The organism is Marinobacter sp. JSM 1782161 (genome assembly GCF_011421605.1).
GTDB lineage: Bacteria > Pseudomonadota > Gammaproteobacteria > Pseudomonadales > Oleiphilaceae > Marinobacter_A > Marinobacter_A bohaiensis.
In genome coordinates this window covers 125341-143805 of record NZ_WSSA01000006.1, presented here as the reverse complement: position 1 = coordinate 143805, position 18465 = coordinate 125341, and the positions used below count along the sequence as shown (strand labels likewise).

Genomic DNA, 18465 nt, shown 5'->3' with positions numbered 1-18465 from the left:
TACGTCGAGAAGCGAACAGACTGAATGCTGTTATGCTTTCCGGACGATCTATTTTGTCAGTAAGCGTAGCTTAACGTAATGGCTCGTTGCGTTTTTCCTGAGCGGTTGACTGAATGACCTGGGCCGTTTGATTTCACCTGCCGGCGGACGGGTTTTTGGTACAATTTCGCGACGTTTCCAAGTCCGATGATTCCAGGTTGATCCTTTCTTTATGAATTCACTCGAAAAACGCTCTATTGCAGCCCTCGCGTCCGTGTATGCCATGCGCATGCTGGGGCTGTTTATGGTGCTGCCGGTCTTCATGCTGCTCGGGGACAAGCTCGAGGCGGCAACGCCGGCTCTGCTGGGGCTGGCCATCGGGGCCTATGGCCTGAGCCAGGCGCTGCTGCAGATTCCCTTCGGCATGCTGTCCGACCGGCTGGGGCGTAAGCGCCTGATCTATATCGGTCTGCTCCTGTTTGCCGCCGGCAGTTTCATCGCCGGTGCGGCGGACAGCGTCTACGGCGTCATCATCGGCCGCGCCCTGCAGGGTGGCGGAGCCATTGCGAGTGTCCTGATGGCGCTGCTCAGTGACCTGACCCGGGAGGAGCACCGCACCAAGGCCATGGCGCTGGTCGGCCTGTCCATCGGTATGGCGTTTTCCGCCTCGCTGTTCCTGGGGCCGTTGCTGGGTTCGGTTATCGGGCTGTCGGGCATCTTTTTCGTGACCGGGGTGCTGGCCCTGGTCGGTATGGTGCTGGTGTTTGGTGTGGTACCCAACCCGGCTGGCCATGCGACTCACCTGGACGCCCAGCCGGCGCGCGAGAAGCTGCGTCAGGTCCTGACCGACGGACGACTATTGCGCCTGGATTTCGGTATCGCCGCGCTGCATCTGGTTCTCACGGCCGCGTTCCTGGTCATTCCGGTACTGCTGCGTGACAAGGTGGGACTGCCGGCCGAGCATCACTGGTGGGTGTATCTGTCGGTGATGGCGGTGGCTTTCTTCTCGATGGTGCCGTTCATCATCATTGGCGAGAAACGGCGCATGATGAAACCGGTGCTGTGTGGCGCCATTGCGATTCTGGCGTTAGCCACCATGGCGCTGGCAGAGTTTCCGCACACCCTGGCGGTGATGTGGATCTGTCTGTTCTTCTTTTTCATGGCGTTCAATCTGCTGGAGGCCTGTCTGCCTTCGCTGATCAGCAAGGAAAGCCCGGCGGCCGCCAAGGGCACGGCTATGGGCGTCTATTCCACGTCCCAGTTCTTCGGTGCCTTCCTCGGCGGCACCATTGGCGGAAGCCTGCTGGAGAGCGTTGGCCCCAACGGCGTTTTCGGAATGATGGTGGCCGTTCTGGTCGTCTGGCTGGGGCTGGCGATCACCATGAAGAGGCCGAGCCATACTTCCAGTTTCGTGGTACAGTTGGTCGATGTTCAGGGGCGTGGTATTGCGGCCGTGGATCAGGCTTTGCGGGGGGTGCCCGGTGTTGAGGATGTGGTCATCCTGACCGATGCCGAGACCGCCTACCTGAAGGTCGATCACAAGCGTTTCGACGCGGCCAACCTGGGGCAGTTTGCCTTTATCAGGCCCTGATAATCACCGTTGAATTCCTAAAGTTGGCCAGGGACGGCTGGCGACGACAGAGACAGAGTTGGGAGTGGAGCATGGCAAGAGGCGTAAACAAGGTCATCCTGATTGGCAACCTGGGCAACGACCCGGAAACCCGCTACACACCGAACGGTAACGCGGTCACCAATCTGAACCTGGCCACGGACGAGAGTTACAAGGATCGCCAGACCGGCCAGATGGTGCCCAAGACCGAATGGCACCGGGTGGTGATGTTCGGCAAGATCGCCGAGGTGGCCGGCCAGTACCTGCGTAAAGGCTCCAAGGTCTACATCGAAGGCAAACTGCAGACCCGTAAGTGGCAGGGGCAGGATGGCCAGGACCGTTACACCACGGAAGTGGTGGTCGACATCAACGGCCAGATGCAGATGCTGGACAGCCGCGGTGGTGGCGACAACCAGGGCATGAATCAGGGCGCGCCGTCGCGTCCCCAGCAGCAGCCCCAGTCGCAGTCGCAGCCGCAGCCCAACTACGGTAACCAGGGGCAGGCGTCCGGCGGCTACAGCCAGCCGCCTCAGAACCAGGGCAACCAGGGTGGCGGTATGCCGGAGCCTGTGGACGATTTTGACGACGATATCCCGTTCTGAAACGGAGCGCGCCTCGTCGCAGCAAAAAGGGCCCGCCAGTCAATGGCGGGCCCTTTTTTGTGGGCAATGGTTAGCGTCCGAAGCGGACGGGTTTAATCCTCGTCGTCATCCGACGGGCCGTCGGCCATGCCCAGTTCCTTGATCTTGCGGGTCAGGGTGTTGCGGCCCCAGCCCAGCAGTACGGCGGCGTCCCGGCGGCGTCCGCCGGTGTGCTTGAGGGCGGTCTCGATCATCACCTGCTCGAACTCCGGCACGGCCACGTCGAGAATACCCTGCTTGCCGCGCTTGAGCTCCTGCTCCGCCCAGGCGCGCAGGCCTTCCTGCCAGGTCTGGCCGGTCGGTGGGGTGTCCGCCTGGTCGAGCAGTTCCGGCGGCAGGTCGCTGACGTGGATTTCGCGCCCGCTGGCCATGACCGTCAGCCAGCGGCAGGTGTTCTCCAGCTGGCGGACGTTGCCCGGCCAGGGCAGTGTGGTCAGGTATTCCTCCGCCTCGGGGCGCAGCAGCTTGGGTTCGACGGAGAGTTCCCGGGCCGCGCGCTTGAGAAAATGCCCCATCAGGCGCGGAATGTCTTCGCGTCGCTCGGCCAGCTTGGGCAGGTGCACGCGAATGACGTTGAGGCGGTGGAACAGGTCTTCCCGGAAGGTGCCGGCCTGCACCAGTTTCTCCAGGTTCTGGTGGGTGGCGGCGATGATGCGCACGTCCACCTTGATCGGCGTGGTACCACCGACCCGGTAGAATTCACCGTCGGCCAGTACCCGCAGCAGGCGGGTCTGGGTGTCCGCCGGCATGTCGCCGATCTCGTCCAGGAACAGGGTGCCGCCGTTGGACTGTTCGAAGCGCCCCTGACGGGCCGCGCCGGCGCCGGTGAAGGCGCCTTTTTCATGGCCGAACAGTTCGGACTCGATCAGGTCCTTGGGGATGGCTGCCATGTTCAGGGCGATGAACGGATGGCTGGCGCGCGGACTGTGATTGTGCAGCGCCTGCGCCACGAGCTCTTTACCCGTCCCGCTTTCGCCGTTGATCAGCACGGTGATGTTGGAGTGGGACAGCCGTCCGATGGCCCGGAAAACCTCCTGCATGGCCGGCGCTTCGCCGATGATCTCGGTGTGGCGGGTGGCGGCGTCGCTTTGCGGCTCGCTGCTGGCCCGGCGTTCGCGGCTGTGGTCCACCGCCCGTTTGACCAGTTCCACCGCGTCGTCCACGTCGAACGGCTTGGGCAGGTACTCGAAGGCCCCGGTCTGATAGCTGGCGACCGCGCTTTCCAGGTCCGAGTGCGCCGTCATGATGATCACCGGGATGTCCGGGTGATCCTGCACGATCTGTGAGAGCAGGGCGATGCCGTCGATGCCCGGCATGCGGATGTCGCTGATGATGGCGTCGGGCTGTTCCCGGTCGAGACGCATCATGATGCCCTCGCCATTCTCGAACACACGCGTCTGCATGTTGGCCTGCGACAGGGCCCGTTCCAGGACCCAGCGAATACTCCGATCATCGTCGATTATCCAGACGTTGGCCGATTGGCTCATGCTTTCAGCTCCAGAGGCAGGAAAATGATGAAATCGGTCCAGCCAGGGGAGCTCTCGCATTCGACGAGGCCCTGGTGTTGGCCGATGATGCTTTGTGTGATCGACAGCCCCAGGCCCGTTCCGTTGGCCCGGCCGCTGATCATGGGATAGAAGATGTTCTGCAACAGGTCCTGGGGAATGCCCGGGCCGTTATCGATGATGTCGACGCGGCACACCAGCCGGTAGCGGCGGTGGCCGATGGTGAACTGCCGCAGCGCCCGGGTGCGGAAGGTGATGCACGGGGTTTCGTCGTTGCTGTGGTCGGCGGCGGCTTCCATGGCGTTGCGGGCGACGTTGAGGAAAGCCTGGATGAGCTGTTCCTTGTCGCCGGGGAATTCCGGCAGGCTGGGGTCGTAGTCCCGCTCCAGCTTCACGCGGCCCTTGCTTTCGGCTTCCAGCAGAGTGCGCACCCGCTCCAGCACTTCATGGATGTTGGTCGAGCTGAACTGCGGCGCCTTGTTGGGGCCGAGCATCCGGTCCACCAGGCTACGCAGCCGGTCCGCCTCGTCGATGATGACCTGGGTGTATTCCTTCTGGCCCTCATCGGACAGTTCCCGGTCCAGCAGCTGGGCCGCACCGCGGATACCGCCCAGCGGGTTCTTGATCTCGTGGGCCATGCCGCGCACCAGGATCCGCGTGGTTTCCTGCTGGGTAAGCATGTCCTCTTCCCGGGTGATGCGCAGCAGGCGATCACGCGGCTGGAGTTCCAGTAGCAGGGTGGCGTCGTCGGCCCCGATCTGCGAGACCGAGTAGTCGACCGTGAATCGCGAACCGGAGAGCAGGGTGAACTCGGCTTCCCGCTTGGTGAAGGGCTGGCCGGTGCGGCAGGCTTCATCCAGGGTTTCGAAGGCTTCCGCCGAGCCGATGAACCATTCGGTCAGGCGCGTGCCGACCATGCGCGGTCCGCTGGCTTCGAGCAGGTATTCGGCCGCGGCGTTGATGTACTGGATGCGCAGTTCCGCATCCAGCACGAGCGTGGCCGTGGTGAGATGATCCAGTATCTGCCGGTAGACGAGTTCGTTTGACATGATGCCCCTCTTGTTCGGTGCATTAACTGCAAAAAGCGAACCAGTTACGAACGCGGGAGAAGGCGCTGCGCCTTTTTGGTTAGCTCCGGCGCGTCGGCTTGTCGCATGAATGCCGTGTTTCGGTGCCTGGCGGTGGCGGCAATCGGCGTTATCGGTGCAGGCTGATGAGTCGGGAGGCCGTTTCGGCCGTCCAGGCGCGATCCAGCGGCCTGAATCCACGGCAAATCAGGTGCTGGACGCGCTTTTGGCGCATGGGCGCAGCCGGGTGCTCAGATTGGTTCCCTTATCGGCTGAGGCACCGGGTCAGCTGCTCAGGCATCGACGTCTGAGACCAGGAGCGCCCTGCTTTAGTACGGATGGTAGGATCTTTTTGGTGCCAGCGCACCAAAATAGTGCCCGGCAGTGGCCGGGCACGGGGCGTGTCAGTTGTTGCGGTTGCGGTTAAGAACGGAGGGGCGATGAATGGTGAACGTGATGCTCTGGCCGGACTGGACGATGCGCCCGTCCCGGTCGATCACCTTGACCGAGGCATTGTGGGTTCCGCGGAAGACATTCTGCAGGGCAAATTGTCCGGAGGCATTCTGGCCAATGGGCTGGCCGTCCAGGGATACCTCGAACAGGTGCCCGTTGCGCAGTGCCGGCTGGCTGGAGACCGCGAAGGTCATATCGCCGTTGCCGCTGTGGAAGGCGGTGTCATCTTCTGGTGCATCGAAACCGACACGGCTGTAGGGCTTGGCCGGCGTCTGGTCGTCGACGGACGGCTTTTCCTGCTGTGCTTCGAGCTGGCGCACGTCCTCGGCGTTGGGCAGCGTGACCGTGGTGACCGGCTTGACGTTCACTTCCTCGCCGCCCGACGACGCCTGGTCGGTAAACGTCACGTTGCCCTGTTCGTCCACGCTCCGGTAAACCTGCGCCTGCACGCTGGAGGCGGCCAGGGCCAGCAGACTCAGTAATACAATGCCTCTGTTCACGGGATTCTCCCTGTTCTCGTATTTTTCCCGATTATTGGTCGTTGTTCACCGGCAATGCAACTTCCTAATGTATCTGTGATATGACGAAGATTTCAGAATGTGCGCCGGTCTGCGGACACGGTCTTCCCGGCCGCGCGCTGGCCGGATAAACGGACAGACACAAAAAAGCCCCGCCGGGGCGGGGCTTCTTCTGCAGGCGCGGGAGCGCTTAGCAGGAGTAGTACAGGTCGAACTCGACCGGGTGAGTCGTCATGTTCAGACGCTCGACCTCGGCACGCTTCAGCTCGACGTAGCCGGAGATCATGTCTTCGGTGAAGACGCCACCGCGGGTCAGGAACTCGTGGTCCTTCTCCAGGGTGTCCAGGGCTTCCTGGAAGGTCTCGGCAACGGTCGGGATTTCCAGCGCTTCTTCCTTCGGCAGGTCGTACAGATCCTTGTCCATGGCATCGCCCGGGTGGATCTTGTTCTGGATGCCGTCAAGGCCGGCCATCAGCATGGCGGCAAACGCCAGGTACGGGTTGGCGGACGGATCCGGGAAACGGACCTCGATACGACGCGCTTTCGGGCTGTTCACGTACGGGATCCGGATGGAAGCGGAGCGGTTACGGGCGGAGTAGGCCAGCATAACCGGAGCTTCAAAGCCCGGAACCAGACGCTTGTAGCTGTTGGTGGACGCGTTGGTGAACGCGTTGATGGTCTTGGCATGCTTGATGATACCGCCGATGTAGTACAGGGCGGTTTCGCTCAGGCCGGCGTAGCCGTCGCCGGCGAAGGCGTTCTTGCCGTCCTTGCTCAGGGACATGTGGACGTGCATGCCGGAACCGTTATCACCGACCACCGGCTTGGGCATGAAGGTGGCGGTCTTGCCGTAGGCGTGGGCCACGTTGTGGACGCAGTACTTCAGGATCTGTACTTCGTCGGCTTTCTTGGTCAGGGTGTTGGCGCCAACGCCGATTTCACACTGGCCGGCGGTACCCACTTCGTGGTGGTGAACCTCGATTTCCAGACCCATGGATTCCATGGCCGCGCACATGGCGCCACGCAGGTCGTGCAGGCTGTCTACCGGCGGAACCGGGAAGTAGCCGCCTTTAACGCCCGGACGGTGACCGATGTTGTTGCGGTCGAAATCCTCGCCGGAAACCCAGGCGGCTTCTTCGGAGTAGATTTCGTACATGGAACCCTGCATGTCGGTGTTCCACTTAACGGAGTCGAATACGAAGAATTCCGGCTCCGGGCCGAACAGGGCGCCGTCGGCGATGCCGGTGGACTTCAGGTATTCCTCGGCGCGACGCGCAACGGAGCGTGGATCACGCTCGTAGCCCTGCATGGTGGAGGGCTCGACGATGTCGCAGGTCAGGTTCAGCGTGGTTTCTTCGGTGAACGGGTCTATGACGCCGGTTTCGTCGTCCGGCATCAGGATCATGTCGGACTCGTTGATGCCTTTCCAGCCGGCGATGGAAGAGCCGTCAAACATCTTACCGTCACTGAAAAAGTCTTCATCAACCTCGGAAGCGGGCAGGGTCACGTGCTGCTCTTTGCCGCGGCTGTCGGTAAACCGCAGGTCAATCCACTTCACTTCGTGTTCTTTGATCAGGTCAAGCGTCTTGGACATTACGCATACTCCGTCAGTTTATGTCTTATTTGGAGCCGGTTCGGCTGGTCGACCTCACTCAGCGTCCGATTCATTCGACAGGCGCAGGCAGCTTAGCAAAAACAGCTGCGGCCGTGCCCGAAATTTCGGCTGCAACAGGTTAAGCAAAGCGCTTGCCAATCGCGGCGAATTCGGTCGATGCTGGTGCAGTGTGGGCATTTAGAGGGCGATTTCAGGGAGCGGTTCCGCGACTCTGGCAGGGTGTCTGGTGCTTTTTGTGTTCTTAAATGGTGCGCAAGCAGGTGTTGTTGCACCAAATGTGTGCGGTAAATCTGGGGGCCAGGGATCCGGCGAGAGCGTTGCTCACAATTTGAACGTAGTTACGGTCACCGGTTTTCGATATACTGCGCGCGCCTGACGTCCGGCTGCCGTATCATGGTGGCCTGGACCCCTACATTTCCCGATTTGAGATGGCATGCCGGGCGGCTCGACCGCCTTTTATGATCCTTCTCAGGTCATACGCATGTCTCAGGATTGTTTTGTGATCGAAAAACGTCGAAATATTGCCATCATTGCCCACGTCGACCACGGTAAGACGACGCTGGTCGATAAGCTGCTGGACCAGTCCGGCACACTGGACCGCAAGGAAACCGGTTCCGAGCGGATCATGGATTCCAACGACCAGGAAAAAGAGCGGGGCATCACCATCCTCGCCAAGAACACCGCCATCCGTTGGAATGAATACCAGATCAACATCGTGGACACCCCGGGCCACGCCGACTTCGGCGGCGAGGTTGAGCGGGTCATGTCCATGGTCGATTCCGTGCTGCTGCTGGTGGATGCCGTCGACGGTCCCATGCCGCAGACCCGCTTCGTCACCCAGAAAGCCTTCGACCAGGGCCTGCGTCCGATTGTCGTGGTGAACAAGGTGGATCGTCCCGGCGCGCGTCCGGACTGGGTCATCAACGAAGTGTTCGACCTTTTCGACCGCCTCGGCGCAACCGACGAACAGCTGGATTTCCCGATCATCTATGCCTCCGCCATTAACGGCATCGCCGGCCCGGAAGCCGACGAGCTGGCGGACGACATGACACCGCTGTTCGAGGCGATCGCCGCAAACGTGCCGGCGCCGGATGTCGATGTCGAAGCGCCGTTCCAGATGCAGATCTCCCAGCTGGACTACGACAGCTACGTGGGCGTTATTGGTATCGGTCGCATCACCCGCGGTACGCTGCGCCCGGGCCAGCAGGTGGCGGTTGTGGACCGCAATGGCGACAAGCGCAACGCCAAGGTTCTGGAAGTGAAAGGCTTCCACGGCCTGCAGCGTATTCCGGTCGAACAGGCCAGTGCTGGCGACATCGTCTGCATCAGCGGCATCAGTGAACTGTTCATCTCGGACACCCTGTGCGATCCGCAGAATCCGGAAGCCCTGCCGGCCCTGACCGTCGACGAGCCCACCGTGAGCATGACCTTCCAGGTGAACGACTCTCCGTTCGCCGGCAAGGAAGGCAAGTTCGTCACCAGCCGCAACATCAAAGAGCGCCTGGACAAAGAGCTGCTGCACAACGTGGCGCTGCGCGTGGAACCGGGTGACACGGCCGAGAAATTCAAGGTCAGCGGCCGCGGCGAGCTGCACCTGTCGGTGCTGATCGAGAACATGCGCCGGGAAGGTTTCGAGCTGGGTGTGTCCCGGCCGGAAGTGGTCCAGCGCGAAATCGACGGTGAGTTGCAGGAGCCGTACGAGTTCGTCGTGATCGATGTCCAGGATGAGCACCAGGGCTCGATCATGGAAGTTATGGGCCTGCGCCGCGCCGAGCTGAAGAACATGGTGCCGGACGGTCGTGGTCGTACCCGCCTTGAGTTCATCATGCCGGCCCGTGGTCTGATCGGTTTCCGTAACCAGTTCCTGACCATGACGTCGGGCTCCGGCATCCTGACCAACGTCTTCGACCACTACGGTCCGGTCAAGGGCGGTGACATCGAACACCGCAACAACGGCGTGCTGGTGTCCATGGTCGACGGCAAGGTCCTGGGCTACGCCCTGATGACCCTGCAGGAGCGCGGTCGCCTGTTCGTTGAGCCGGGTACCGAAGTCTACGAAGGTATGATCATCGGCATCCATAACCGGGACAACGACCTGGTGGTGAATCCGACCAAGGCCAAACAGCTGACCAACGTCCGTGCCTCCGGTACCGATGAAAACGTCATGCTGACGCCGCCGGTCCGTCAGACGCTGGAACAGGCGCTGGAGTTCATCGACGACGATGAGCTGGTGGAAGTGACGCCGGAATCCCTGCGCATCCGCAAGAAGCTGCTCAAGGAAAACGAGCGCCGTCGCGCCCACAAGAAGTAAGTCCGGCCCGATGGGCTGAGCATCATGCCCGTCGAATGCGGAGCCGGCATCGACCGGCTTTGCTGACCACCCTCCCGCGCTCGCGGTGAGGGTGGCATTTCCCGCCTGTATCCCCTAAATTCAGACCATTCGTAGCATCCCTTTTGTTAGCCCGTCACGAGCAGGTGCGCCATGCTGTCGCTGTATCCCGAGATCAAGCCCTACGCCGAACACCGACTCAAGGTCGATCCGCCTCACGAACTCTATATAGAGGAAAGCGGCAATCCCGATGGCATTCCGGTGGTGGTGGTCCACGGCGGGCCAGGTGGTGGCTGCGAGGATTACTATCGGCGTTTCTTCGATGCCGAGCGCTTCCGCATCATTCTGTTCGACCAGCGCGGCGCCGGTCGCTCGACGCCGCTGGCTGAGCTGGAGGGCAATGACACCCAGGCGCTGGTAGCCGACATGGAGTGCATTCGCCAGTTCCTGGGGATCGAGCAATGGGCGCTGTTCGGTGGCAGTTGGGGATCGACGCTCAGTCTGGCGTACGCGCAAACCCATCCGGAATGCGTGCTTGGGCTGATTCTGCGCGGCATTTTCCTGTGCCGTCCGCAGGACATCCGCTGGTTCTACCAGGAAGGGGCCGGGCGCATCTTTCCGGATTACTGGGAGGACTACGTTTCGCTTATTCCTGAGGCTGAGCGCGGTGATCTGGTGGGCGCCTACTATCGCCGGCTGACCAGCGTCAACGAGCTCGAGCAGATGCAGGCGGCCAAGGCCTGGTCCGTGTGGGAAGGTCGTTGCGCGACGCTGCACCCCAATCCGCGAGTGGTGGAGCATTTCGGACACCCGCACGTTGCCATCGCCCTGGCCCGGATCGAGTGTCATTACTTCATGAACAATGCTTTCCTGGAGCCGGATCAACTGGTGCGCGATGCCGGTCGGCTGTCGGGTATTCCCGGCTACATTGTCCACGGACGCTACGACATGGTGTGCCCGTTGGACAACGCCCACGCCCTGCAGCAGGCATGGCCGGACGCCGAGTACTCGATTATCCGCGATGCCGGGCACTCGGCTTCGGAACCGGCCATCGTCGATGCCCTGATGCGGGCCTGCGAGAAGTTGGCCGAACGTTATGCGGAACGGCACGAGCGGCCCGTCTGACAGTCCGGCGCGGATTCCCCTGGCGGACGACTTCCGGGCCCCGGCGCCGGGGCCTGGAAGGTGGCTGGTTGGTCTTTGTGCAGTGCGGCTCTTTTGTCTAAATATGTAAACGCAGCTTGCCCACCCGAATCCCGGTAATTAGAATCCACAGCTGTTTGATGTCGTTTCTGTCACGGGTCTGTCACAATAAATCCCCGGACGGGAATGTTACCGGCCGAAGGCAAAGGGAACAGGCGTCGCTTTGAAAGCTCTTATCCAGCGGGTCAATCACGCCAACGTGGATGTGGACGGTTGCTCCGTCGGCCGCATTGGTAGCGGCATCCTCGTTTTCCTGGGCGTCGAGCACGACGACACCGACCAGACGGCCGAGCGACTCGGCCAGCGCATCCTCAACTACCGCATATTTGCCGACGCCTCCGGGCGTATGAATCTCAGCCTGTTGGACGCCGGCGGCAGTCTCCTCGTAGTTCCCCAGTTCACATTGGCCGCCGATACCCGGAAGGGCCAGCGCCCCAGCTTTTCCTCCGCGGCGGTGCCAGAGCAGGGGCGGGCGCTTTTCCGCCAGTTTGTCGACTGCGCGCGGAGAATCCTGGGCGACGAGCGCGTGGCAACGGGCGAATTCGGTGCGGACATGGCGGTGAACCTGGAGAACGACGGGCCGGTCACCTTCATGCTTGAGGCCTGAGAGCGTGCTGGCGCGAGCTGAAGCAAGTGGTGGTGGCGCTGTCACGCGAATGTCACGATCGACGTGATTCAATGCGGCGCAGCCGAGTGTGGTTAGTCGGATGGTAGTACTTGAATGACTCAACAATTGTGCTACTTTTCGGGACTTTCGGGTGATGAGCTTAAACGGTGCGCACAAAATGGTAATGCTTCACGGTGAAGCAGCCTGAAAAGCGCCGGGATTCAGGTCTTTTGGTTAAGTTTATGAAAATAATTCGGTTTTTCGAGTTGGCCTGAAACTTGTTGGCGAGCGTTAAAAATGGGCTCGGCGGGATGCCTAAAAAATCGCCAAGAAAAATTTGCAAAATAAGATTGAGTGTATTAAAACCTTGTCATCATGCGACGCTTTAACTAAGCGGCGTAAGTGACTGACCTTGAAGGTGTAGCGTGTATCTGACTTCGGCAGGAGCTGATGCGATGCAAGGCCGCCGTCAGGGAGCGAAATCAACACATGTCCAACGCTTTGATTCTGAAGTCATTCGGGATTAACAGAACTGACATGTTTGATTCACATAATGGGTCCGTCCAAGGGTCCAACACTAAAAACGGGTCAAACCCGCGGCTAAAACCTGAGTTAACTCAAGAAGGAAGACGCAACATGAAAAAGACTCTGATCGCATCTGCTGTAGCGGCGGCTACGTTCACCTCCGGTGCAGCGATGGCACAGGAATCCAACCTGCCGACCGTTTACGGTAACATCCAGCTGGTTGAACGCTACGTTGACTCCGACGTAAGCGGCCACAACCACTACGGCATCGACGACAACGGTTCCACCATCGGTGTGAAGCACAGCGCCGAAATCGTACCGGGCATCGAAGCCTTCGGTAAGATCGAACTGGAAGGCATCGACGCGGACAACAAAGACACTGGCGGCGACAACGCTGGCGCTACCGAGCTGGACGAAGCCTACATCGGTATCCGTGGCGACAGCTTCGGTCAGGTCTGGGTCGGCTCTGACGACTCCCAGTACGAAGCCCTGATCGGCGACTACAGCAACTGGATCTACGAAGTAGGCGCCAACAACCTGGCCGCTGACTTCACCACTGGCGAAGGCGACCTGATCCAGTACGTGACCCCGAGCTTCGGCGGCTTCACCTTCCACTCTGCCGTTCAGGTTCGCGCTGACTCTGACGACGTAACCGGCAACGGTGAAAACGAATACCCGTACCAGCTGGCCGTCCAGTACGCCATGGACAACCTGACCGTTGCCGTTGCGATGGACTCCAACGACAGCTCCGCTGACGAAAGCAACGAAAACACCTACGGTGTTAGCGCGACTTACGTCATCGACAACCTGGCCCTGAACGCGTTCTACAGCTCTCGTAAGGGTGTAGACCTGGGTGACGACGCTACTAGCGACTTCGGTGCCGAAGGTCAGGACCTGCTGGGTGTAATGGGTACCTACACTCTGGGCGCCAACAGCTTCCGTGCTTCCTACGAGTACGGTGAAGAAGACGAAGGCAGCCTGGAAAGCGACGTTATCACTCTGCAAGCTATCCACAACCTGAACGACAACATGTACGTTTACGTTGAAGCCCTGCAGCGCAACAACGAAGCTGACTACCAGGACGACGAAGAAATCAACGAACTGAACGTTGGTGCTGTTTACTACTTCTAATATCGCTTAGAAGCAGTACTTCGTACGAAAACCGGCAACCTTCGGGTTGCCGGTTTTTTTGTGCCCGGAGAAAACCGGCGATATCCTGATAACCACCCTTGTCGAACACCTTCTGATTGAGCAAACGCAGTGGAGCCCTATGGCCGAAGAGCTGGAAATCAAACTGACCCTCGGTAACGGGGGCGAGCAGGCCGTCCTGGATTGGCTTGCCGGGCAGGGCGGCGCCGAGCCTGGCCGCAAGCACCTGGTCAACCGTTATTACGACACGCCGGACCTGGCCCTGAACGGTGAGCGGGCGGCCTTGCGGGTGCGCCAGGCCGACACCCATTACATCCAGACCCTGAAAACCCAGGGCCACTTTGTCGACGGCGCCCATCGCCGGGAAGAGTGGGAGTGGCCGCTGCCGGGCCCCGATCTGAATCTTGGTCTGCTGGCGGACACGCCGGTGGCGGAGCGGGTGAATCTGGCGGCGCTGGCGGTGGTGTTCGAGACCAATTTCGATCGCCGCATCCAGATGCTGGATTCGGAACAGGCATCGGTGGAGTGCGCCCTGGATATCGGCCGTATCCTGGCCGGAGACCGGCATCGACCGCTGGCGGAAGTGGAGTTTGAACTGAAGTCAGGCTCAAGCAGCGCTCTGCTGGCCTGGGCTGAGCGCCTGGCGCAACGGGCGCCGCTGTTCCTGAACCTGGTCAGCAAGGCGGAGCAGGGCTACTGGTTGGCGGGGCTGGGCACACCGAATGCCGAGGCGGTGGGGGACGATGCCCTGACCGCGTTCCTGCGGGCGCTGAGTGTGCACTGGCTGACCGGCGAGGCCGGGGATGCTCTGACCCGATCGCTGGCGGGCATCAGGCAGGATGCCGCAGAGGAGGGGCTGGAGGTCGAATGGCGCTGGCTGGAGGGCGCCTTGAAGCAGCCGGCCCGTGAATGGTTGTTCGAGCCCGGTTTGATCCGGCTCCAGTTGGGCCTGCTGGCGAGGCAGGTGGCGGTCGGCTGACCGCCAATGCCGGCAGCGCGCTTTATTCCACCTTCGACGTATCGGCGCTTTCGGGGTCGGACTGCAGCTTGTGCCAGCGTTCCAGGAAGCTGCGGTACCGGCCCAGGGCGTCGATCAGCTCTTCCACCGGCGGCGTATGGCTGGATTTCACCAGCACGATCAAACCTCGCCCTTCCACTTCCTCTTCCGGTTCCGGGTGGCACACGGTCTGGTCCTCGTTATCGATGTAGGCCAGTGCGGTGCCGATGCCGTGGCGGATCAGGGCGCTGACGATGTCCGCCCAGGTCAGGTCGTCGAGATCCAGCTCGTAACGGTGCGGGTGGTCGTGCTGATAGTTGAACAGATCCTCCAGCACCTTCTCCGATCCCGGCGAGATGACCGCCCGCACCATGATTTCCGGATAGGTGCGCACCGGCCGGATCACGGTGCGAATCCCCAGCTCGGTGTAACGGGAGCGGTCCTCGTCGCGTACGCATTCCAGAGTGACCCGGTGCCCCAACTGCAGGTCGCTGAGCCGGTGGGCGATGTTGAACGTCACGCTGTCTGAATCCGGGTCCGCCTCGTCCGGTGCCAGCACGATGATATAGCGCGCGTCGATTACATTGACCGCCCGCAGGGCCTGGGGATCGTTGCCGGAGCCGTGGTAGTGCACCAGCCCCGCGTCGCGCAGCTCCGGCGGCAGGCCTTCGGGGAATTTCTGGGTGAGGATCTGGATCGGAATGCTCTCGTAGCCGGGCACCGCTCGGATCTGGCTCGACAGCCGCATGAAGTACTGGTGCCCGCCGTGCATCGGGGTGTTGATGATGACGATGTGGTTCTTCATTTTGTACCTCCAGCGGCCGGTCAGGATGCGTTCGCGGCGATAGAACCGGTATTCGATGTAGTCGCTGACGATCAGTGTCAGCACCGTGATGGCCATGATGTACATCACGGCGATGGTGATCAGGCGGCCGGCGGGTGTGGCCGGTGAGATGTCGCCGTAGCCCACCGTCGCCAGGGTGGTGAAGGACAGCCAGACCGCGTCGATCAGGGGCAGGCCCTCGGCAAGCATCATCGACAGGATATGGATCACTACCAGCGCGAGGAGCAGGGAGACCAGCCGCTTGAGCCGTTGGCGGATCACGCCCGACATGGGAAGATGGGTGAAATGGTGCTCAGCGGTAATGGCTCGTCTGTCTTTATTGAGCATTGTGGGAGGATCCGGTTCGTTGGTCGGGCCTGTTCAGTCTAAACGCTATCCCGGACACCCCCAAGGATAAGTCCACGAATTTCCTGACAAAGACAAGATCTGGCGATTTGGAAGTATGGTAATGACAAACGTTCAGCGCGAAGGATTGCCCATCCCCGACACCCTGGCGCGGGATGCGGACGACGTCGACCGGCTGTTGGCCGACAGCGGCATCAGTGATGGCACCCCGGGTATCTCGCCCTCGGCCTGGCGCCAGGCGCTGGTGTGCAGCCCTTTCCTGCGAGAGCGGGTGCAACTGGATGGTGACCGACTGCGCAGCTGGCTGGCGCAGTGCGCCCTGGACAAGCCCGTGACCCGTGAGCTGCTGGAGGCCCGCTGGGCCGCCCACGCCGCCGAGGTCAGCGACGAGAACTCGCTGCACCGGGCGTTGCGACTGTTCCGCCGGGAAAGCATGTTTCGCATCCTGTTCCGCGATTTCGTGCGCCTGGGTGACCTGCACGAAACCATGACGGCCGCCAGCGCCCTGGCCGACGTGGCCATCGATGCCGCCCTGGACTGGCTCCACGCCGATGCCTGTCAGCAGTGGGGCACCCCCTATGGTGCTGACCCCTTCGGCGACGGGGAAGTGCCCCAGCACCTGGTGGTGCTGGGCATGGGCAAGCTGGGAGGGCGCGAGCTGAACGTGTCGTCCGACATCGACCTGATCTTCGGCTTTCCCAGCAACGGCGAGACCCGTGGCGGTCGTCGCCCCATCGACAACCAGCAGTTTTTTACCCGCCTGGGCCAGCGCCTGATCCAGGCCCTCGACCAGATGACCGCGGATGGCTTCGTGTTCCGCGTCGACATGCGCCTGCGCCCCTACGGCCAGAGCGGCGCCCTGGCACTCAGCTTCGGCGCCCTGGAAGCCTACTACCAGGATCAGGGGCGGGAGTGGGAACGCTACGCCATGGTCAAGGCGCGGGTGGTGGCCGGCGATCAGCGGGCCGGAACCGTGTTGATGGATGCGCTGCGCCCGTTCGTCTACCGCAAGTACATCGATTTCAGCGCGTTCGAGTCCCTGCGCAGCATGAAGTCCATGATCAACCGCGAAGTGCGCCGCAAGGGCATGGAGAACAACATCAAGCTGGGCAGCGGTGGCATCCGCGAGGTGGAGTTCATCGTCCAGGCGTTCCAGCTGATCCGCGGTGGCCGCGACCGCGAGCTGCAGCAGCGCGAACTGCTGACCATTCTGCCGGAGCTGGTGCAACTGGAGCTGCTGCCCCCGCCGGTTGCCGGCGAGCTGTCCGAGGCCTATGTGTTTCTGCGCAATATCGAGCACGCCCTGCAGGGCATGGCCGACCAGCAGACCCAGGAGCTGCCGGACACCGCCGAGGCCCAGGCCCGTGTGGCGCTGGTGATGGGGTTCGACGACTGGGCCGGCTGCAAGCAAGCGCTGGATAGTCACCGGGAGCGCGTAGCCCATCACTTCGCCGACATCATTGCCTCGGAAGACGACGAAGCCGAGGAGCAGGAAGCCAGCGCGCGCTGGCAGGAAATCTGGCTGGCGGAGCTGGAGCCCGAGGTGGCGCAGAAACGCCTGGCCCGTGCCGGCTTTGAGCAGGCGGAGGCGTCCCTGGAGCTGCTCGCGACCCTGCGCCGGAGTCGCTCTGCCCAGATGATGCAGACCGAAGGTCGACGCCGGCTCAACCGGTTTATGCCCGTGCTGCTGGAAGCGCTGAGCCAGGTGGAGGCACCGTCCCAGACCCTGGAGCGCGTTTTGCAACTGGTCGAGGCCGTGCTGCGCCGCACCGCCTACCTGTTGCTGTTGCTGGAAAATCCGGCGGCCCTGCGCGAGCTGGTACGGCTGTGTAGCGAAAGCCCTTGGATCGCTTCCCAGTTGGCGGAAACGCCGTTGCTGCTGGACGAGCTGCTCAACGCGGCGAGTCTCTATCACCCGCCCACCAAGCAGGAACTGGAAGATGACCTGCGCCAGCAACTGCTGCGCATCCCGCTGGAAGATCTGGAAGAGCAGATGGAGGTGCTGCGCCATTTCAAGAAGGCGCACATCCTGCGGGTCGCCGCTTCCGAGCTGCGCGGCACCCTGCCGTTGATGAAAGTCAGCGATTACCTCACCTGGATTGCCGAGGTGGTGCTGGACCATGTGGTGGAGGTAGCTTTCTCCAACCTGGTCAGCCGTCACGGCTATCCGCGCGAAGAGGACGGCAGCGCCTGTGACTCGGATTTCGCCATCATCGGTTATGGCAAGCTCGGGGGCATCGAGCTGGGCTACACCTCCGACCTGGATCTGGTGTTCATCCATACCGCCGATCCCAACGGCGCCACCAACGGCGACAAGCCCATCGACAACGCGGTGTTTTTCACCCGGCTGGGGCAGCGCATTGTACACATTCTCAGCACCCAGACGCCGTCGGGTCAGCTCTACGAGGTGGACATGCGGCTGCGGCCGTCCGGCAACTCCGGCCTGCTGGTGAGCAGTCTGGCGGCGTTCGAGAAATACCAGCGCGAGGATGCCTGGACCTGGGAGCATCAGGCGCTGGTGCGGGCCCGCGGTGTGGCCGGCAGTCGCCCGGCATTGGCGGCGTTCGAGCGCCTGCGCCATGACCTGCTCTGCCAGGCGCGGGACCGCGAGGCGCTGCGGCAGTCGGTGGTGGACATGCGCGAGAAGATGCGCGCTAACCTGGGCACGCCCGACGCCAACGGGTCACCGGCGGTGTTCCACATCAAGCAGGACCGGGGCGGCATCGTCGACATGGAGTTCATGGTGCAGTACCTGATGCTGGCCTATTGCGCGGATCATCCGGAGCTGACCCGCTGGTCCGACAACATCCGGCAGATGGAAGCGCTGGGCGAGGCGGGCGTGCTGCCGCCGGAGGAAGCCGAACAGCTGCGGGAGGTGTTCATCACGCTGCGCTCGACGATTCACCGGCGCGCGCTGCAGACGTTGAACAGCCGGGTGGAGGCGGACGCGTTCCCGGACGAGCGGGCCTATATCGAGACGGTGTGGAACCGCGTCATGGCTGCGCCTGACGCCTGAAGCGGTGCTTCGCGGACTTCGACCGTGCCGCAATTCCTGCTAGAATGCCGGCTTTTCCAAGGT

13 protein-coding genes are annotated in these 18465 nt (G+C 61.9%); 8 read left to right on the top strand and 5 right to left on the bottom strand.

Annotation, left to right across the window (positions count from 1 at the left end; all coding sequences use genetic code 11):
- Positions 1-211 precede the first annotated feature (211 nt).
- The gene (locus GQB00_RS20900; RefSeq protein WP_165857698.1) at positions 212-1570 is read left to right on the top strand and encodes an MFS transporter; all 1359 of its coding nucleotides are present in this window, start codon (positions 212-214) and stop codon (positions 1568-1570) included.
- A 71-nt stretch (positions 1571-1641) separates the two neighbouring features.
- The gene (gene ssb / locus GQB00_RS20895) at positions 1642-2190 is read left to right on the top strand and encodes a single-stranded DNA-binding protein (RefSeq protein WP_165857697.1); all 549 of its coding nucleotides are present in this window, start codon (positions 1642-1644) and stop codon (positions 2188-2190) included.
- A 92-nt stretch (positions 2191-2282) separates the two neighbouring features.
- Here ssb and ntrC read toward each other — a convergent pair whose 3' ends face one another.
- The 4 genes from ntrC to glnA form a co-directional block, all read right to left on the bottom strand.
- On the bottom strand, positions 2283-3716 hold the full coding sequence (ntrC, locus tag GQB00_RS20890; protein ID WP_111498282.1) for a nitrogen regulation protein NR(I): 1434 nt from the start codon (positions 3714-3716) through the stop codon (positions 2283-2285).
- Positions 3713-4783, bottom strand: a complete 1071-nt coding sequence (gene glnL, locus GQB00_RS20885; RefSeq protein WP_111498281.1) for a nitrogen regulation protein NR(II) — start codon at positions 4781-4783, stop codon at positions 3713-3715. Before glnL ends, ntrC begins: the two co-directional genes overlap by 4 nt.
- A 422-nt stretch (positions 4784-5205) precedes the next feature.
- Positions 5206-5754: a DUF4124 domain-containing protein gene (locus GQB00_RS20880; RefSeq protein WP_165857696.1), complete on the bottom strand. Its 549-nt coding sequence runs from the start codon at positions 5752-5754 to the stop codon at positions 5206-5208.
- Positions 5755-5962: 208 nt separating this feature from the next.
- Positions 5963-7366, bottom strand: coding sequence for a glutamate--ammonia ligase (glnA, locus tag GQB00_RS20875; RefSeq protein WP_111498279.1), 1404 nt, complete (start codon positions 7364-7366; stop codon positions 5963-5965).
- 520 nt (positions 7367-7886) lie between these two features.
- Here glnA and typA point away from each other — a divergent pair.
- From typA to GQB00_RS20850, 5 genes are all read left to right on the top strand, one after another.
- Entirely contained in the window at positions 7887-9698 is a 1812-nt protein-coding gene (gene typA, locus GQB00_RS20870) for a translational GTPase TypA (RefSeq protein ID WP_165857695.1), read from the top strand.
- A 171-nt stretch (positions 9699-9869) separates the two neighbouring features.
- Complete coding sequence (pip, locus tag GQB00_RS20865) at positions 9870-10841, top strand: prolyl aminopeptidase (RefSeq protein ID WP_165857694.1); 972 nt, start codon at positions 9870-9872, stop codon at positions 10839-10841.
- A 241-nt stretch (positions 10842-11082) separates the two neighbouring features.
- On the top strand, positions 11083-11526 hold the full coding sequence (gene dtd, locus GQB00_RS20860) for a D-aminoacyl-tRNA deacylase (RefSeq protein ID WP_165857693.1): 444 nt from the start codon (positions 11083-11085) through the stop codon (positions 11524-11526).
- Positions 11527-12162: 636 nt separating this feature from the next.
- Positions 12163-13182, top strand: coding sequence for a porin (locus GQB00_RS20855; protein WP_111498275.1), 1020 nt, complete (start codon positions 12163-12165; stop codon positions 13180-13182).
- A 139-nt stretch (positions 13183-13321) separates the two neighbouring features.
- On the top strand, positions 13322-14179 hold the full coding sequence (locus GQB00_RS20850) for a CYTH domain-containing protein (RefSeq protein ID WP_165857692.1): 858 nt from the start codon (positions 13322-13324) through the stop codon (positions 14177-14179).
- 22 nt (positions 14180-14201) lie between these two features.
- Here the strand turns inward: GQB00_RS20850 and GQB00_RS20845 are convergent, their stop codons facing one another.
- Complete coding sequence (locus tag GQB00_RS20845) at positions 14202-15368, bottom strand: ion channel (protein WP_111498273.1); 1167 nt, start codon at positions 15366-15368, stop codon at positions 14202-14204.
- Between the two features lie 121 nt (positions 15369-15489).
- Between GQB00_RS20845 and glnE the strand changes: the two genes are divergently transcribed.
- Positions 15490-18402 carry a bifunctional [glutamate--ammonia ligase]-adenylyl-L-tyrosine phosphorylase/[glutamate--ammonia-ligase] adenylyltransferase gene (gene glnE, locus GQB00_RS20840; protein ID WP_165857691.1) on the top strand — a complete coding sequence of 971 codons (2913 nt, stop codon included), beginning with the start codon at positions 15490-15492 and terminating at the stop codon, positions 18400-18402.
- Positions 18403-18465: the final 63 nt, after the last annotated feature.

What these genes read in the sequence shown, in the direction of transcription:
- GQB00_RS20900 (WP_165857698.1), top strand. Translation starts at nt 212, where the DNA reads ATGAATTCACTCGAAAAACGCTCTATTGCAGCCCTCGCGTCCGTGTAT.
- ssb (WP_165857697.1), top strand. Translation starts at nt 1,642, where the DNA reads ATGGCAAGAGGCGTAAACAAGGTCATCCTGATTGGCAACCTGGGCAAC.
- ntrC (WP_111498282.1), bottom strand. Translation starts at nt 3,716, where the DNA reads ATGAGCCAATCGGCCAACGTCTGGATAATCGACGATGATCGGAGTATT.
- glnL (WP_111498281.1), bottom strand. Translation starts at nt 4,783, where the DNA reads ATGTCAAACGAACTCGTCTACCGGCAGATACTGGATCATCTCACCACG.
- glnA (WP_111498279.1), bottom strand. Translation starts at nt 7,366, where the DNA reads ATGTCCAAGACGCTTGACCTGATCAAAGAACACGAAGTGAAGTGGATT.
- pip (WP_165857694.1), top strand. Translation starts at nt 9,870, where the DNA reads ATGCTGTCGCTGTATCCCGAGATCAAGCCCTACGCCGAACACCGACTC.
- GQB00_RS20855 (WP_111498275.1), top strand. Translation starts at nt 12,163, where the DNA reads ATGAAAAAGACTCTGATCGCATCTGCTGTAGCGGCGGCTACGTTCACC.
- GQB00_RS20850 (WP_165857692.1), top strand. Translation starts at nt 13,322, where the DNA reads ATGGCCGAAGAGCTGGAAATCAAACTGACCCTCGGTAACGGGGGCGAG.
- GQB00_RS20845 (WP_111498273.1), bottom strand. Translation starts at nt 15,368, where the DNA reads ATGCTCAATAAAGACAGACGAGCCATTACCGCTGAGCACCATTTCACC.
- glnE (WP_165857691.1), top strand. Translation starts at nt 15,490, where the DNA reads ATGACAAACGTTCAGCGCGAAGGATTGCCCATCCCCGACACCCTGGCG.